Source organism: Kribbella alba (assembly GCF_039529635.1).
Taxonomy (GTDB): domain Bacteria; phylum Actinomycetota; class Actinomycetes; order Propionibacteriales; family Kribbellaceae; genus Kribbella; species Kribbella alba.
Window position 1 is genome coordinate 192764 of sequence record NZ_BAAANE010000004.1, and the last position, 15015, is coordinate 207778.

Here is a 15015-nt window from a genome sequence, read left to right on the forward strand (position 1 = left end):
CCGACGAACCCGGCCCCCACACCGAAGCCGACCGCGACACCCCCCACCCCAGCCACCCCGCCCACCCACTCGACCCACCCCCACGCCGACCCCACACCCACACCCGCGCCGGCACCGGCACCCGGACCGGGACCGCCGAACAGATCGTCTACGGGCTGGACACCGCCGCACGCCAGGACCTGGCCGCGAAACTGGCCGCGATCAAACACGCTGCCGACACCAACATGAGCAGCAGCAGCGGTGGTGGTGGCAGCGGCGGTGGTGGTGGTGGTGGGTCCGGTGGGCGTAGACCCGGGCGGATCAAGCTGTATGTCCACATCACCGACGAGACCCTGCTCGCCGGTGCAGGAACCGCGCGCGTCGAAGCCTTCGGGCCCGTGTACGCCGCCAAACTCGCCGAACTGCTCGGCCACGACCAGATCACCGTCCAGCCCGTCATCGACCTGAACGACCACGTCAGCGTCAACGCCTACGAAATCCCGCACCGGATCCGGGAACGCATCAAACTCACCTACCCCGTCGAGCAATTCCCCTACGGCACCCTCGAAACCACCACCAGCACCGACCTCGACCACGTCATCCCGTTCGACCCGACCGGACCCCCGGGACAAACCAGCACCAGCAACCTGCGACCCCAAGGCCGCCTCAGCCACCGCATCAAAACCCACAGCGGCTGGAAAGTCCGCACCCTGAACGACCACGCCCTCGAATGGACCACCAAACACGGCTACAAATTCCGCGTCGACCACACCGGCACCCACCCCATCACCAACGACGACTAGCAACTGCGCTGGAGGCCGCGCACGCGCTCAGGACGTGACGAAGCCGCGGCCGTCGGCTCAGCTGTTCGACCGGTGGGGCGCGCCAGTCATCCGGATATCCACAGATTCTGAAGACCACCCCACAACACCCATTGCGCTGACTACGGTCGAAGGATGACCGACCGACAGGGGATCTGATGCCGCCCAACCTGGAATCATTGCCCGAGCCAGCTGTGCTCTACGCCCGCGTCAACAACCATCGTGCTGTCGATTGGGGCGACCCAATGCCATCCAAGAAGGAGATCGCGGCTGAGTTCGGAATCGAGGCAGCAGAGCGCGGTCTCGCAATGATCGAGCGGGCGGCTGCCGTCGAGCCTGAGCTCACAGAGGACCTATTGGCGTCGGTTCAGCCGGGGACGGTCACCTATCAACTGGAGAACCGGCTGAAGTCTCCCCAGTCGCTCGCCCGAAAGGTCCGCAAACTGCAGGGCACTCAGTTCGCTCAGCACCCGCTCGAGGACGTTCTCCGCTATACGATCGTCGCCGCCGAGCCTGACGATCTCGTGAAGACAGCTGTGGACGCCTGCGAGCACCTACAGTCGAAGGGCTGGGCGATGGACTCTGCGCATCACTCCTACGTAGACGGCAGCAGGTACAAGGGATTGCATCTCTTCCTCCGAAGCCGTGGCGAGCTCATCGAACTGCAGATCCACTCTCGCGAGTCGATCGCGGTCAAGACACGCTCCACGCCGCACTACGAGATCGAACGCGATCCACGTCAGGACCGAGCCAGCCGCAACGCCGCCCGCGAGGCCTGTATCGCGATGTCCGACCAGATGAGACGACCGGCTGACATCGACGAACTCACCATGCTCGGTGGCGTTGCCGTATCGACCAGAAGTTACGGTATGAGACGCCGGCAGCCAGTGCCGCAATTGAAGAACGGCGAAGCGGCGCTAGCCCAGACACCAACGCCGCCGCAACGATCGAACGGCATTTCTAAGGATGGGATCTCGAGATGACTCGGCTGTTTCTGGTTAGTGAAGGGGGGCGGGATGTGTGGGTCGCTGCTGTGATTGATGAGGACGTGTGGACGTACGTCTCGAACACCGGGAAGTTTCATCGCAATGAAGGCGTGCGGGATGACTACTTCATGCTCAATGAGGCTGAGTACACCGAGATCGGGATCGGGGACGCGCGGCGGCTGATCGGGGCAGGTGTCGGGACGGTCGACGAGGAACAGGCACGGGACTCGGTGCAAGGGTGGCGGGAGGATCGGGAGGCGCTGGGGGCGGATGTCGTGTTCGCCCTCCTTGCTGCCGATCTCTCCTAGTCAGGCGGTGGTTGGGGTGGTGGCATAGAGGCGGGCGATGATGGATTCGATGGTGGGTTCGGCCACGGAGAGATCTACGAGGGGGTAGGTGGCCGCGATCTGGGCGACCAGTGGGGCTGCGGAGGTGGTGGCGGGGAAGGAGAGGTGCTGGCGGGGGCCGTCTACCTTCACCACGGTGGCGCCTTCGATGGTGATAGGTGGGAGCGAGGTCGCCAGGTCGACGACCAGGGTGCGCGGCGCGGACTGGCTGGCGCGGAGGCCGGCCAGGGTGCCGTCGAAGACCTGGTGGCCGTGGTCGATCACCATCACCCGTGAGCAGAGGGCCTCGATGTCGTCGAGGTCGTGGGTGGTCAGGATGATCGTGGTTCGGCGGTCCTTGTTGACCTGGGCAAGGAATTCCCGGAGCCGGGCCTTGCTGATGATGTCGAGCCCGATCGTCGGCTCGTCCAGGTAGACGATCTCCGGGTCGTGCAGCAGGGCCGCCGCGATGTCACCGCGCATCCGCTGACCGAGGGAGAGCTGCCGCACCGGTACGTCGAGGAGGTCGCCGAGGTCGAGCAGTTCCACGAAGGTGGCCAGGTTCTCGGCATGACGCGCGCGCGGTACGTCGTACATCTTCTGCAGGACGGCGAAGGAGTCCTTCAACGGCAGGTCCCACCACAGGGTGGTCCGCTGGCCGAAGACGACGCCGATCCGTCTGGCGAGCTTCATCCGGTGGCGCGACGGGTCCACCCCCGCCACCCGGATCGAGCCGCCGGTGGGCACGAGGATCCCGGTGAGCATCTTGATGGTGGTGGACTTGCCCGCGCCATTCGGGCCGATGTAACCCATCACCTCGCCGGGCTCGACGGTGAAGGACAGGTCATCCACCGCGCGGACCTCACGACGAGTACGCCGCAAACCGGTCCGCGTGGACACCGTGAAGGCGCGGGACACGTTCTCCAGCTCGATAACTGGCATCTCAACTCCCTGTGCTGCGATAACGACGAAGACCGCCACGCCAGGCCAGCGACGCCAACGCGATCATGGCGACAGCGACCACAGGGCTCAGCAGGCCGATCCAGGATGGCAGCCCGAGGGGGGCCGGTTTGCCCAGCACATACAGCACTGGGTAGTAGTTCACGAAGGCCAGCGGGACGACGAAGGTGACGGCGCGGACGATGTTCCTGCCGAAGATGGACAGCGGGTACTGCGTGAGCTGCTGCCCGCCGTAGGTGAACGAGTTCGTCAGCTCGGCGGAGTCGATCGAGATGAACTGGAACGCCGCCCCCAGCACGAAGATCGCACCGAAGATGATCGACCCGGTGAGCAGCGACACCACCAGCAAGCTGCCCTTGGCAACGGTCCAGTCGATCGTCAAGTTGCCGAGGGCAATCACAAGGACGACCAAGGCCTGCAACGGGCGGCCGAGCCGTCGCAGGGCGAAGTTGTCGGCCGCTGCCTGAATGAACGCAGGCACCGGCCGGATCAGCCAGACGTCCAGCTCGCCGGACCGGATCCGTTGCCCGATCCGCTCGATCGAACCGGTGGCGAGATCCGCCAGCCCGAGCGTCATCGACGCAGTACCGTAAAGCAGCGCCATCTCGCCCAGGTTGAAGCCACCGAAAGAGCGGATGTGGCTGAACATCAGCAGCACGGCGATGAAGTCGGTCCCGGTGATGAACACGAAGCTCACCAGCATCATCGCGAACGAGGCCGGGTACGCCAGCGACGACCGGATCCACATCATGACGAGCATCCGGTACTGCGCGGGCGCCTTCCGCAGCAGGTCAACCACCCTGGATCACCACCTTCCGGGTCGCCAGGGTGGTTGCGAAATGCCCCGCCAGCAGCAGGACGACGATCCAGAACAGCTGGAACATCAGAGCCGACGTCACGCCACCCGGGTTCCGCCCCAGCCACACGTCGATCGGCACCTGCATCGTCGCCGCCCAGGGGGTCGCCCTGGCGACCGAACCGATCCAGCCGGGAAACACGACGAGCGGCAGGATCGTCCCGGAGAACAACAGCGACAACACCATCGCGAGACTCTCAAGCCCCCGGGAGTCCGTGATCCAGAATCCCGACAACGCGACGAGGTACCGGATCCCGAAGCTCACCAGGACGCCGAGGACGAGCGCCACCGCGACAGCCAGCCACTGCACGCCCGACGACGGGAAGTTCAGGTCGAACACCAGCGCACCGACCAGCAGGGGGAATCCGCCACGCGCCAGCAACTGGAACGCCGCCCGCCCGGCGTCGACCGAGAGCCACCAGATCATCAGCTGGGTCGGCCGGTAAAGATCCACCGCGATGTCGCCGGTCCGGACCCGCTCCCCGAGCTCGACCGTGGTGGTCGCGCCGAAGATCCCGATCGGCATCAGCAAACCCTGCTGCAGCCAGACGAACGTAAGCGCGTCGGACACGTCGTACCCGCCGAGCCCGGGCCGGGCATCCCACAGCGTCAGGTAGACGCCGCAAAAGATGAAACCGAACACGGTATTGGTGAACGCGCCGGACAACGTCGCGATCCGGTATGTCGAGAACCGATGGAACGAGCGCACCGCGATCGCCCAGTACACCCCCACGTGATACCTCCTCTCCGATTCAGGGCACGCAGAACTACCCCGGATCCGTCAGGACCCGGGGGGTTCGGACACCACTGTGGCGACACGAAGAACGTGCCGTTGTCAAGGGAAGGAAAGCGACGGTACGCCGGGTGTCGGCTGAGCGTCAACTCCTATCCGCTGAGCTCTGCCTGCTGGGCGGGCAGGTGCGCGGCCGAATCCACCCCGGCCGCCGCTCGTCCGACGGCTCCCCCGCGAACGGGCTCCTCGAGTTGCCGCGCTGGTCGTAGGCGAGCACGGTGTAGTCGGCGGCCCTGATCCGGCCACCTCGTAGTGCAGCGTCGCCCCCGGAACAGCCAGCTTGTTCACGGTCTTGGCAGTCATCGGTCACCCCTGGTCGGCATCATTCGGTGACCCCACCTTGTCCAGCGCCGCTGATATCCCGCGCCCACGGCGCTGGCACGCCTGTGTCAGCCGGCTTCGGCGATGTCCGAGTCGTCCAGGCCGGCCCAAGGATCGCGGGGTGGAGCGACTCGGCGGCCTTGGGGACAGATTCGGGCGAAGTCGCACCAACCGCACAGTGGTGACGGCTCAGGTGGGAAGACCTCGTCGGCCTCGGCGAGGGTCAGTCCCTCGTGCCAGCGTGTCTCAGCGGCGGCCGCGTCATCGGCGATGGACTCGGCCCGGCGCTGGTGGTGGGCCAGCGACTGGTCGTCGTGGTCAGCGGCCGCGATCGTGTTGGTCGGCAGGTGGTGCAGCTCGACCCGCGTGCAGGCGCGGTGGAGCACCCGGCGCGCGCCGAGTACGTAGAGGGCCATCGCGAGTGAGGACCTGGCATCCGTGCTGGTCAGCGGACGCCGCCCGGTCTTGTAGTCGACGATCACGAGCTGGTCAGCACGCTCGTCGATCCGGTCCACGCGGCCGCGGAGGCTGGCTCGCTCCGTGGTGAAGGCAACAGTGCGTTCCACGGCGAGCGGTTCGTAGTACGGGTCGGAATCGCGGAGGTAGCCCAGGACCATGTCGGTGGAGCGCTCCCGCCAGCTGGCCGACTGTTGCTCGTCCCGGAAACCCTCTTGCCGCCAGCTTGACCGCATCTTGCCGACCACCTCGTCCGGCGTACGGCGCGGCGCGGGCCAGCGGCCGTAGAAGTCTGCGAGCACCTCGTGCACCACGGCGCCGACGGTGTTGTGCGCCCACGGTGGTCCCTTCGGCGGGCGTGGGGTTTCGAGGTACGTGTACCGGTATTTCCGCTTGCAATCCGCGAAGTTCAGGAGCTTCGTCGGCGTCGCGACGAACAACTCGGTCGGCATGCCCGGCAGCATCTCGTTCATGTCAGCCGGCCTTGATGAAGTCGGTGACCGCGTCGGCGACCAACTGGACGGCGATCGCGCTCAGCAACAGACCGGCGATCCGGGTGACCAGCAGGACGCCGTTCTCCCCCAGCACTCGCATGATCACGCCGGAGAAGCGCAACGTCAGCCACATCACCAGGTGGATCAGCACGATCCCGACCGAGATGGCGACCACGTCCGGCAGCGAGCCGCCCGCCCGCTGCACGAAGACCATGGTGGCGACGATCGCACCCGGGCCCGCGAGCAACGGCGTACCGAGCGGAACGAAGGCGATGTTCACGTTCTTGGTCTGGACCGGGTCCTCGGCGGTGTCGGTCAGCAACTGCAGCGCGATCAGCAGGAGCAGTAGACCGCCCGCGCATTGGAGGGCCGGCAGGGTGATGCCGAGGTGGGACAGGATCTGCTGACCGAAGGCTGCGAACACCACGATCACGCCGAACGCGACCAGCACGGCCTGCCAGGCCGCCTTCTTCCGGACCGCGCGGGACTGGCCGGCGGTCAACGAGATGAAGACCGGCACCGTGCCAGGCGGGTCCATGATGACGAACAGAGTGACGAAGACCGAGCTGAGCAGGGACAGGTTGATGACACTGTTCACGGCAGGTAGGCCTCGGGGACCGTCGCCTCGCTGGCCGCGGCGTTGACCTTGGCGACCTCGAGCAGCGCCTCGAACTGCTCAGGCTCGGTGCTGTTCACGCCCAGCTCGTGGTCGATCTTCCCGGCGCCGTGATGGTCGCTGGACCCGGTGTAGATGATGCCGAGCTTCTTGGCGATGGCGCGCAGCGCGACCCGCGACTCAGGTGAATGGTCCTGGTGGTCCACCTCGATCCCGGCCAGGCCGTGGTCGGCCACCAGCCGCGCGATCGTGTCCTCGGTCATCACCTTGTAGCTGGACCGGCCCCAGGGGTGGGCGATCACCGGTACGCCGCCGGCCGCGCGGACGTAGTCGATCGCCCGGCCAGGTTCGATCGCGTAGTGGGACACGTGCCCTGGGCGTCCGTCCGCCAGGAACCGGTTGAACGCCTCGGTCCGGTCCGCGACCGTGCCTTTGGCGACGAGCGCGTCGGCCACGTGCGGCCTGCCGACCGAGGGGGTGCCGGTCGCCTGGGCGAGCACCTCGTCCACGGTCAGGTCGACCCCCATGCCGTTCAGCCGGGCCACGATGGACGGGATCCGATCCGTCCGGCCGTCACGGACCGTCGCGAGCTCGCGGGCCAGCGGCTCGTACGACGGATCCGGGAGGTAGCCGAGCAGGTGCACGCTGATGCCGTTCAGCTTGCAGGAGATCTCGATCCCCGGCACGAAGCCGATCCTGAGCTCCTCAGCCGCCCGCCGACCCTCGGCCCAGCCGTCGGCCGTGTCGTGATCGGTGAGCGCGATCACGTCCAGGCCGTCCCGCTTCGCATGTGCGATCAGGACGTCGACCGGATCGGTGCCGTCCGAGCGGTTCGAATGGGTGTGCAGGTCGATGCGCACGAGCGATCGGGATCCCTTCTCTGGACAACTGTCAGCAGTGATGCTATCCGTGAGTACCCTCAGCGCCTTACGGTTCTCCACATGGAGGAGCTGCGGGTCGACTGTGTCGGTGCTCTCGTGTACGACGATGAGCGCCGCCTGCTGGTGGTTCGCCGGGCGAACCAGCCCGGGCGTGGACTCTGGGCGATCCCGGGGGGTCGCGTCGAGCCGGGCGAGGATGATCCGACCGCTGTGGCCCGGGAAGTCGCGGAGGAGACCGGTCTCGAGGTTCAGGTCGGGGAGTTGGTCGGCGAGGTCGAGCGGGACGGCCCGAACGGGCAGCTCTATGTCATCCGTGACTACCAAGCGGAAGCGATCAGCGGCGTACTCGAGGCCGGCGACGACGCCTCGGACGCGAAGTTCGTCAGCCGCGAGGAGTTCGACAACCTCCCGACCACGACGCTCCTCGCCTCCACCCTGGCCCAGTGGAACGCTCTCCCGAGCTGAACGCGGCCGCTGGACGCATGGACGAGACCGGGCTGGCGCGGGCGATAGAGGGCAACGCTGCTGAGTTGCTGATGAGGATGGGTGCGGCGGGAGGCGGCTCGCAGCGGGCGGATGGCAGGGTGCGGTGGACCATAGGTGGCTCGCCGATCGACTATCACAATGCGGTTGTCGCGGCTGACCTCTCCGGCGAGGAAGCGGACGAGGTGATCGCGGACTCACCTCGCCACGGGAACTGCGCATCGCGCGGGTTGACAGCGATGAGGTGCTCGCGGCCTGGGCGGGGACATTGGCTCGCGGGTTCGGGGAGGGCGAGAAAAAGGCGCGGTGGGTCGAAGAGGTCTTCCGGCGCGAGGGATATGCCGATCCGTGGCGGCACTACCTCGGACTGCTGGACGGTGAACCGGTTGCGACGGCCACGATCTACCTCGGCGGTGGGGTTGCGGGGGTGTACTTCGTAATGACGGTCCCGGAGGCGCGGCGTCGCGGGATCGGCGCCGCGATCACGCTCGCCGCCCTCCGGGAAGCACGGGACTCGGGGATCCAGTACGGCGTACTGGGGTCGTCGGCGGCGGGGCGGTCCGTGTACGCCGGGCTCGGGTTCCGCGAGTACTGCACGATCGAGCTTTACGAGTGGACCTAGCAGTTCCAGTGGTGGATGGCGGGAGAACCTCGTTCCCAGCCGAGGGTGGAGATGGTGGCGGTGTCGAGGACGAAGTGGCGACCTTCCGTGACATCCAGCTCTAGCCAGCGGGCGGTGAGACCGCGCAGTGCGTGTGAATGACCGAAGACCAGCACGTCCCCGTCGACGGCGGCGATCCGGGCGATGACGCGATCCAGCCGGGCCGCCACCTGGGCCGGCGTTTCGCCGTTGGGTACGGGATCGTCCCAGACCGTCCAGCCAGGCACTGTCTTGCGGATCTCAGCGGTGGTGATGCCTTCGTAGTCGCCGTAGTCCCACTCGACCAGATCCTCGTCCACCACGGCGTCCGGGAAGCCGGCGAGCTCGGCCGTGCGCCGGGCGCGCTGCCGGGGACTGGTCAGCACCAGGTCGAACTCGTGCCCGGCCAACCGCTCCTTCAGTGAGGCCGCGACCCGCTCACCTTCCGCAGTCAGCGGCAGGTCGGTTCTCGACGTATGCCGACCCGACTTGCTCCACTCGGTCTCACCATGCCGGACCAGCCAGAGCTGGTCCTTCCGTTCGCCTGACTGCCCGTGTGTGGTCACCGGTTCATCGTCGCAGACTCTTGACTGATCGGGTCCGGACAAGGCAGGGTCGAAAACTGTAAGCGCTTCCACTTTCGATGGAGGATCCACCCGATGCCCTCCGGACCGACCAGCCGGCCCGCGACGATCTACGACGTCGCCGCTTTGGCGAAGCTGTCGATCGCGACGGTTTCGCGTGTCCTGCAAGGGACCGGCCCGGTGTCGGAGCGGGCCCGGACCAGGGTCGACCAGGCGGCACACGAGCTGAACTACGTTCCGCTGCGAGCCGCCCGCAGCCTCGCGGTGCAACGCCACGAGGCGCACGGGCTCGTGTTGCCCGACCTGGCCGGCCCGTTCTACGGCGACCTGCTGATGGGGTACGAGCGCTGGGCCGGCGAGCACGGCCAGAGCGTGATCATCACTGTCACCAAGGGCGAGGACCACAGCCGGAGCCTGCGCGACCTGGCCAGCCGGGTCGACGGAATAGTTGTCCACGGCAACGCACTCGATCTTGCAGCGGTCCAGGGCATGCGCAAGGCGAGGGTGCCCGTGGTGCTGATCGCCCATCCCCCGGTCATCGGCTGCGACTCCGTCCGCAGTGAGAGCGCCGGCAGCGCCGAGCAACTGACCACCCGTCTGCTCGACCACGGACGGGAGAACCTGCTCTTCGTCGGCGACCCCGCCAGCTCGTACGACGTGTCCGAGCGGTACGCGGGGTTCTCCGCCGCCCTGCGCAACCGCAACCTCGAACCACCGGAGCCCGAGCGCGTCCCGCTGACCGAGGAAGCCGGCACCGAGGTGGCCCAGAAGTTGCTCAGCGCAACTAAAAGGCCGGACAGCCTGGTCTGTGCGAACGACGAGCTCGCGCTGGCCGCGCTGAAGACCCTTCGCGCGGCAGGCGTCGCAGTACCTGGAGACATCGTCGTGACGGGATGGGACGACGTGATGGCGGCTCGCTACGTGTCGCCGGGGCTGACTACCGTGCGGCAGCCGATGGCGGAGCTCGGCCGGCTGGCTGCCCAAAGACTGCACGAACGCATCACCGGGGAACGCACCCGGGCGCGGAACGACGTACTGGCAACACAGCTTGTGCTGCGGAGCAGCTGCGGCACCGGACCGGGGGAAGCAGTGACAGCAGTAACCGACTGAGGAGACAGCATGATCACCCAGACCACCCGCCGCCGACTGGTGATCGGCGGTGCGGCAATCACCGCGACTGCCCTCGCATTGACCGGCTGCGGCCGGTCCTCCAAGGACTCCGCCAATTCAGCGCCCCAGGCAACGACCAGCGTCGCCGAGGGACCGGCCACCGGCAACCTCACAGTCTGGGCGATGGGCACCGAGGGCGAGAACCTGCCCAAGCTGACCAAGTCCTTCGAACAAGCCAATCCAGGCGTCAAGGTGACGGTCACCCCGATCCCCTGGGACGCCGCGCACAACAAGTTCACCACCGCGATCACCGCCCAGTCGCTGCCGGACGCGGCGATGGTCGGCACCACCTGGATGGGCGAGTTCGCCGACCTCGGAGCTCTTGACCCGACCCCGAGCGGTATCGACACGGCCGGCTTCTTCCCGGGCGCACTGGACACCACCAAGGTCGGCGGCACCAGCTACGGCGTCCCCTGGTACGTCGAGACGCGGCTGGTCTTCTACCGCAAGGACCTCGCGGCCAAGGCGGGAGTCAGCACGCCGCCGACCGACTGGGACGGCCTGAAGGCGATGGCGAAGGCGATGAAGGAGAAGGCCGGCGCGAAGTACGGCATCAATCTGCAGCCGGGCGGCACCGGGTCCTGGCAGACGGTGATGCCGTTCGCCTGGTCCGCGGGCGCGTCCATCACCAAGGACGGTGACAAGGAGTTCACCTTGGACACTCCGGAGATGCAGGAGGGGTTGAAGTACTACCAGAGCTTCTTCACCGAGAAGCTGGCCGGCACGGACCTGCCGCCCAACCAGACCGAGGCGCAGTTCGTCAGCGGTCAGGTGCCGATGTTCATCTCCGGGCCGTGGATGGTCGGGTCGGTGGCCAAGGTCGGCGGCGACAAGATCAAGCCGAACATCGGCGTCTTCCAGCTGCCGAAGAACAAGACGGCCACGTCCTTCGTCGGCGGCAGCAACTTCGTCGTGTTCAAGAACGGCAAGAACAAGGACAGCGCCTGGAAGCTGGTCAAGTTCCTGTCGGACGCCAAGACGCAGGCCGACTGGTTCAAGTTGTCCGCGGATCTGCCGGCGATGAAGACCGCGTGGCAGGACCCGAGCATCGCGAGTGACCCGTTGCTGCCGGTGTTCGGCAAGCAGCTCGAAGACGCCAAGGCGCCGCCGGCGATCGTGAACTGGGAGCAGGTCGCCACCGCCTTCGATGCCGAGGTGGAGAAGATGGCCAAGGCCGGCCAGTCGCCGGCCGACACCGCGAAGGCGATCCAGGCCAAGGCCACCTCGATCGGGACCGGTAGCTGATCCAGGATGTCCTCCGCCACGCTCCAGAAAGCGGCCGGGCGGACCCGCCCGGCCGACCGGCCACCGGCGCGGCGCCGCGGTGGCTCGCTCAACCACCAGACCGCCGCCGCGTGGATCCTCGCGCTTCCCTTCGTTGCCCTGTTCCTCGCCTTCACGGCGGGGCCGGTGCTGGGTTCGTTCGGGATGAGCTTCACCGACATGAAGCAGCGGGACCTGCGGACCCCGTTCGCGGTGAACGGAGTCGGGCTCGACAACTACGCGAAGGCGTTGTCCGACGAGACGTTTCGCAAGGCCGCGTTCAACACGGCGTACTTCGTGGTGGTCGGCGTCCCGTTGACCCTGGTCGCGGCCCTGGCCGCAGCGGTCCTGCTGGACAAGGGTGTGAAGAAGTTCCAGAGCCTGTTCCGGGTGGGCTACTACCTGCCGGTGGTGACGTCGATCGTCGCGGTCGCGGTGATCTGGCGGTTCGTGCTCGCGCCCGACTCCGGTCTGCTGAACACGGTGCTCGGCTGGGTCGGCATCGACGGGCCGAACTGGCTCGCGTCGAAGACCTGGGCGATGCCGTCGCTGATCATGATGGCGGTCTGGCGCAATTTCGGCTCCGCGATGATCATCTTCCTCGCCGGTCTGCAGGGCATCCCGCAGACCGTCGAGGAGGCCGGCCAGCTGGACGGTGCCAGCTCCTGGCAACGGTTCCGGTACCTGATCCTGCCGTTGCTCCGGCCGGCCGTGCTCTTCACCAGCGTGACCACGGGGATCGGCTACCTGCAGTTCTTCGAGGAGCCGTTCGTGATGACCCAGGGCGGCCCGCTGAACAGCACGATCTCGGTGTCGATGTACACCTACCAGCAGTTCGGCTTCGGCAACTACTCGCTGGCCGCGTCGATGAGCTACATCCTGTTCGTCGTCATCGCGGTGCTGACCTTCATCCAGTTCAAGGTGCTGAGGGAGAAATGATGCGCCGCTGGTGGATCTACCTGATCGCAGTACTGGGGTTGATCGCGGTCGCGGCGCCGTTCGTCTGGATGCTGCTCGGATCGTTCAAGACCGACGGCGAGCTGCTCCGGGTGCCGCCGACCTGGTTGCCCCAGGCACCGACCACGGCCAACTACGAGGAGCTGTTCAGCAAGGCCAACTTCCCGCGCTACTTCCTCAACTCGACCATCGTCGCGCTGGTGGTCACGGCCGGGAACCTGACGTTCTGCTCGATGCTCGGCTACGCGCTGGCGAAGCTGCGGTTCCGCGGCAGGACGCCGCTGTTCGTGCTGGTGATGGGCACGTTGATGGTGCCCGGCATGGTCACCTTCGTGCCGCTCTTCGTCCTCGTCACCAACGCCGGCCTGCAGAACAGCTACCCCGGCTTGATCCTGCCGTTCCTGGTGTCGCCGTTCGGCGTCTTCCTGATGCGGCAGTTCTTCTCCGGGCTGCCGGACGACCTGATGGACGCCGGCCGGGTGGACGGCACCAGTGAACTGGGCATCTTCGCCCGGATCATGCTGCCCTTGACGCGCCCAGCGCTGGCCACGCTCGGGATCCTCACCTTCCTCGGCTCGTGGAACAACTTCCTCTGGCCGCTGGTGATCGCCCAGACCGAGGACAAGTACACCCTGCCCGTCGCCCTGGCGCTGTACTCGACCGGACAGAACGCGCAGCACTACGGCCTGCTGATGGCCGGCGCGGTCGTGGTCGTCGTACCGGTGCTGGTGATGTTCCTGGCCTTCCAGCGCCACGTCACCAAGGGCATCGCCGTCACCGGCCTGAAATGACAACCGCAGCAATAGCCCACTGGAGGCTCAGATGACCGCCAACATCAGCCGACGCACACTTCTCGCCGCCGGATCCGCTGTAGCTGTCGCAGGCACAGCGGTCGGCAGCACCTCGTACGCCGCGACGCCCTGGCGACCGAGTCGCCAGGACCGCGCGCTCGCCGCTCGCTGGGCGCGGGACACCTGGCGCAGCCTGGTCGCCATGACGGACGAGAAGACCGGCCTGCCCGCCGACAACATCGGCGAATCCGTCAGCAACCCGGTGCGCAGCAAGTACACCTCCCCCACGAACATCGGCGGCTACCTGTGGAGCACGGTCGTCGCGCGTGAGCTCGGGATCATCTCGCCGCAGGAGTCGTTGCGCCGGATCACCCAGACGCTCACCACGATGTCGCGGGTGGACCATCACGACCCGAGCGGCATGTACTTCAACTGGTACGACGAGGCGACAGGTGAGGTCCTGCACGTCGATCCTGATGGGACCAGGGCGATCACGCCGTTCGTGTCCAGCGTGGACAACGGGTGGTTCGCCGCCGCACTGATGGTGGTCCGCAACGCCGAGCCGCGTGCTCGCGGGTTGGCGGATTCCCTGCTGGACAAGATGAATTTCGCCTACTACTACAACCCGGCCGCCCGTCCGGGCGTTGCCGCCGGACTCCTGCGCGGCGGGTTCTTCGAGACGCCACCACCGGACGAGGCGACCGACAAGGGCAACCATGCCGGCACCGGTCCGGATGTGTACTACCGGAAGTTCCACTACGACACCTGCAACACCGAGCCCCGCATCGCGTCGTACATCGGCATCGCCCGGGGGGAGATCCCGCCGGCGCACTTCTTCGCGACGCAGCGGGTGTTCCCCGACTCGTGCGACTGGTCGTGGCTGGAGCAGAAGGCGGTCGGCGTGCACCGGACCTACCTCGGCATCGACGTCTTCGAGGGCACGTTCTCCTACCGCGGGATGCGGATCGTGCCGTCGTGGGGCGGCGACATGTTCGAGGCGCTGATGCCGGACCTGTTCGTGCCGGAGGCGACCTGGGCGCCGCGCAGTTGGGGATTGAACCACCCGCTGACTGTCCGGGCGCACATCGAGCACGGGCTGGACGACGCGAAGTACGGCTACTGGGGGTTCTCGCCGGCGAGCAACCCGAGGGGTGGGTACTCCGTGTACGGCGTGGACGCGATCGGGATGGACCCGGGCGGCTACCCCTCCGACCTGGAGGCGACGAACTACGACAAGGGCTTCGAGGGATGCCGGCCAGGCACGAACCCCAACCCGACGTACGGCGATGGAGTGGTGACGCCGCACGCCGCCTTCCTCGCGATGCAGTACGCGCCCCGGCAGGCCCTTGTGAACCTGTCGCGGATCGAGTCGAACCTGCGCGCGTACGGCGGTGGCGGGTTCTACGACTCCGTCGCGGTGAAGTCCGGCCTGATCGCGAAGCGCTACCTGTCGCTGGACCAGGCGATGGTGATGGGTGCCATCGGCAACGTGTTCGCGAACGACGTGATCCGGCGTAACTTCGCCGTCGGTGACGTCGTCAAGCGGGTCCGCCCGCTGATCGCCATGGAGCAGTTCTCCTCCGGCCTCGAGTGATCACCCGTTCCGTTGCGGCCGAAAAACGATTTGGGAGTTTCCGT

General features: G+C 66.9%; 17 protein-coding genes and 1 pseudogene. 11 read left to right on the plus strand and 7 right to left on the minus strand.

All coding sequences use genetic code 11. The annotated features are described in order from the left end of the window. The 3 genes and pseudogenes from ABD210_RS07595 to ABD210_RS07605 all read left to right on the plus strand — a co-directional run. A pseudogene (locus ABD210_RS07595) lies at window positions 1-782 on the plus strand (hypothetical protein); the annotation flags it as partial. Between the two features lie 176 nt (window positions 783-958). Further along, window positions 959-1783: a hypothetical protein gene (locus ABD210_RS07600; protein WP_344110210.1), complete on the plus strand. Its 825-nt coding sequence runs from the start codon at window positions 959-961 to the stop codon at window positions 1781-1783. A gap of 50 nt (window positions 1784-1833) precedes the next feature. Further along, window positions 1834-2094: a hypothetical protein gene (locus ABD210_RS07605; protein ID WP_344110212.1), complete on the plus strand. Its 261-nt coding sequence runs from the start codon at window positions 1834-1836 to the stop codon at window positions 2092-2094. Here ABD210_RS07605 and ABD210_RS07610 read toward each other — a convergent pair whose 3' ends face one another. From ABD210_RS07610 to ABD210_RS07620, 3 genes are read right to left on the minus strand one after another with little or no spacing between them, the layout of a single operon-like run. Further along, window positions 2095-3054 (minus strand): ABC transporter ATP-binding protein, encoded by a 960-nt coding sequence (locus ABD210_RS07610; protein WP_344110213.1) that lies wholly within the window; start codon window positions 3052-3054, stop codon window positions 2095-2097. A 1-nt stretch (window position 3055) separates the two neighbouring features. Then, a complete protein-coding gene (locus ABD210_RS07615) occupies window positions 3056-3871 on the minus strand; it encodes an ABC transporter permease (RefSeq protein WP_344110215.1) in 816 nt (271 codons plus the stop codon). Next, window positions 3864-4661 (minus strand): ABC transporter permease, encoded by a 798-nt coding sequence (locus tag ABD210_RS07620; RefSeq protein WP_344110217.1) that lies wholly within the window; start codon window positions 4659-4661, stop codon window positions 3864-3866. The genes ABD210_RS07615 and ABD210_RS07620 overlap by 8 nt, the downstream gene beginning before the upstream one ends. 131 nt (window positions 4662-4792) lie before the next feature. On the opposite strand from ABD210_RS07620, the gene ABD210_RS07625 reads away from it, so the two are divergent. Continuing rightward, window positions 4793-4930 carry a hypothetical protein gene (locus ABD210_RS07625; protein WP_344110219.1) on the plus strand — a complete coding sequence of 46 codons (138 nt, stop codon included), beginning with the start codon at window positions 4793-4795 and terminating at the stop codon, window positions 4928-4930. Window positions 4931-5110: 180 nt separating this feature from the next. On the opposite strand, the gene ABD210_RS07630 is transcribed toward ABD210_RS07625, so the two are convergent. From ABD210_RS07630 to ABD210_RS07640, 3 genes are read right to left on the minus strand one after another with little or no spacing between them, the layout of a single operon-like run. After that, entirely contained in the window at window positions 5111-5971 is an 861-nt protein-coding gene (locus ABD210_RS07630) for a RecB family exonuclease (RefSeq protein WP_344110220.1), read from the minus strand. A 1-nt stretch (window position 5972) separates the two neighbouring features. After that, a complete protein-coding gene (locus ABD210_RS07635; RefSeq protein WP_344110221.1) occupies window positions 5973-6590 on the minus strand; it encodes a MarC family protein in 618 nt (205 codons plus the stop codon). Next, the gene (locus ABD210_RS07640) at window positions 6587-7468 is read right to left on the minus strand and encodes a PHP domain-containing protein (RefSeq protein WP_344110222.1); all 882 of its coding nucleotides are present in this window, start codon (window positions 7466-7468) and stop codon (window positions 6587-6589) included. Before ABD210_RS07640 ends, ABD210_RS07635 begins: the two co-directional genes overlap by 4 nt. Window positions 7469-7549: 81 nt before the next feature. On the opposite strand from ABD210_RS07640, the gene ABD210_RS07645 reads away from it, so the two are divergent. Both ABD210_RS07645 and ABD210_RS07650 read left to right on the plus strand, forming a co-directional pair. Beyond that, the gene (locus tag ABD210_RS07645) at window positions 7550-7954 is read left to right on the plus strand and encodes an NUDIX hydrolase (RefSeq protein ID WP_344110224.1); all 405 of its coding nucleotides are present in this window, start codon (window positions 7550-7552) and stop codon (window positions 7952-7954) included. Window positions 7955-8216: 262 nt separating this feature from the next. Further along, the gene (locus ABD210_RS07650; protein WP_344110225.1) at window positions 8217-8594 is read left to right on the plus strand and encodes a GNAT family N-acetyltransferase; all 378 of its coding nucleotides are present in this window, start codon (window positions 8217-8219) and stop codon (window positions 8592-8594) included. On the opposite strand, the gene ABD210_RS07655 is transcribed toward ABD210_RS07650, so the two are convergent. Beyond that, window positions 8591-9178 (minus strand): histidine phosphatase family protein, encoded by a 588-nt coding sequence (locus tag ABD210_RS07655; RefSeq protein WP_344110227.1) that lies wholly within the window; start codon window positions 9176-9178, stop codon window positions 8591-8593. The genes ABD210_RS07650 and ABD210_RS07655 overlap by 4 nt on opposite strands. 93 nt (window positions 9179-9271) lie before the next feature. On the opposite strand from ABD210_RS07655, the gene ABD210_RS07660 reads away from it, so the two are divergent. From ABD210_RS07660 to ABD210_RS07680, 5 genes are read left to right on the plus strand one after another with little or no spacing between them, the layout of a single operon-like run. Beyond that, window positions 9272-10306, plus strand: coding sequence for a LacI family DNA-binding transcriptional regulator (locus tag ABD210_RS07660; protein WP_344110228.1), 1035 nt, complete (start codon window positions 9272-9274; stop codon window positions 10304-10306). A 9-nt stretch (window positions 10307-10315) separates the two neighbouring features. After that, on the plus strand, window positions 10316-11611 hold the full coding sequence (locus ABD210_RS07665; RefSeq protein ID WP_344110229.1) for a sugar ABC transporter substrate-binding protein: 1296 nt from the start codon (window positions 10316-10318) through the stop codon (window positions 11609-11611). 6 nt (window positions 11612-11617) lie between these two features. Next, window positions 11618-12568, plus strand: a complete 951-nt coding sequence (locus ABD210_RS07670; RefSeq protein WP_344110230.1) for a carbohydrate ABC transporter permease — start codon at window positions 11618-11620, stop codon at window positions 12566-12568. Next, window positions 12565-13377: a carbohydrate ABC transporter permease gene (locus ABD210_RS07675; protein WP_344110231.1), complete on the plus strand. Its 813-nt coding sequence runs from the start codon at window positions 12565-12567 to the stop codon at window positions 13375-13377. The genes ABD210_RS07670 and ABD210_RS07675 overlap by 4 nt, the downstream gene beginning before the upstream one ends. A 31-nt stretch (window positions 13378-13408) precedes the next feature. Then, window positions 13409-14971: a glucoamylase family protein gene (locus tag ABD210_RS07680; RefSeq protein WP_344110232.1), complete on the plus strand. Its 1563-nt coding sequence runs from the start codon at window positions 13409-13411 to the stop codon at window positions 14969-14971. The last annotated feature ends 44 nt before the right edge of the window (window positions 14972-15015 follow it).

What these genes read in the sequence shown, in the direction of transcription:
- ABD210_RS07670 (WP_344110230.1), top strand. Translation starts at nt 11,618, where the DNA reads ATGTCCTCCGCCACGCTCCAGAAAGCGGCCGGGCGGACCCGCCCGGCC.
- ABD210_RS07660 (WP_344110228.1), top strand. Translation starts at nt 9,272, where the DNA reads ATGCCCTCCGGACCGACCAGCCGGCCCGCGACGATCTACGACGTCGCC.
- ABD210_RS07680 (WP_344110232.1), top strand. Translation starts at nt 13,409, where the DNA reads ATGACCGCCAACATCAGCCGACGCACACTTCTCGCCGCCGGATCCGCT.
- ABD210_RS07600 (WP_344110210.1), top strand. Translation starts at nt 959, where the DNA reads ATGCCGCCCAACCTGGAATCATTGCCCGAGCCAGCTGTGCTCTACGCC.
- ABD210_RS07610 (WP_344110213.1), bottom strand. Translation starts at nt 3,054, where the DNA reads ATGCCAGTTATCGAGCTGGAGAACGTGTCCCGCGCCTTCACGGTGTCC.
- ABD210_RS07665 (WP_344110229.1), top strand. Translation starts at nt 10,316, where the DNA reads ATGATCACCCAGACCACCCGCCGCCGACTGGTGATCGGCGGTGCGGCA.
- ABD210_RS07630 (WP_344110220.1), bottom strand. Translation starts at nt 5,971, where the DNA reads ATGAACGAGATGCTGCCGGGCATGCCGACCGAGTTGTTCGTCGCGACG.
- ABD210_RS07675 (WP_344110231.1), top strand. Translation starts at nt 12,565, where the DNA reads ATGATGCGCCGCTGGTGGATCTACCTGATCGCAGTACTGGGGTTGATC.
- ABD210_RS07645 (WP_344110224.1), top strand. Translation starts at nt 7,550, where the DNA reads ATGGAGGAGCTGCGGGTCGACTGTGTCGGTGCTCTCGTGTACGACGAT.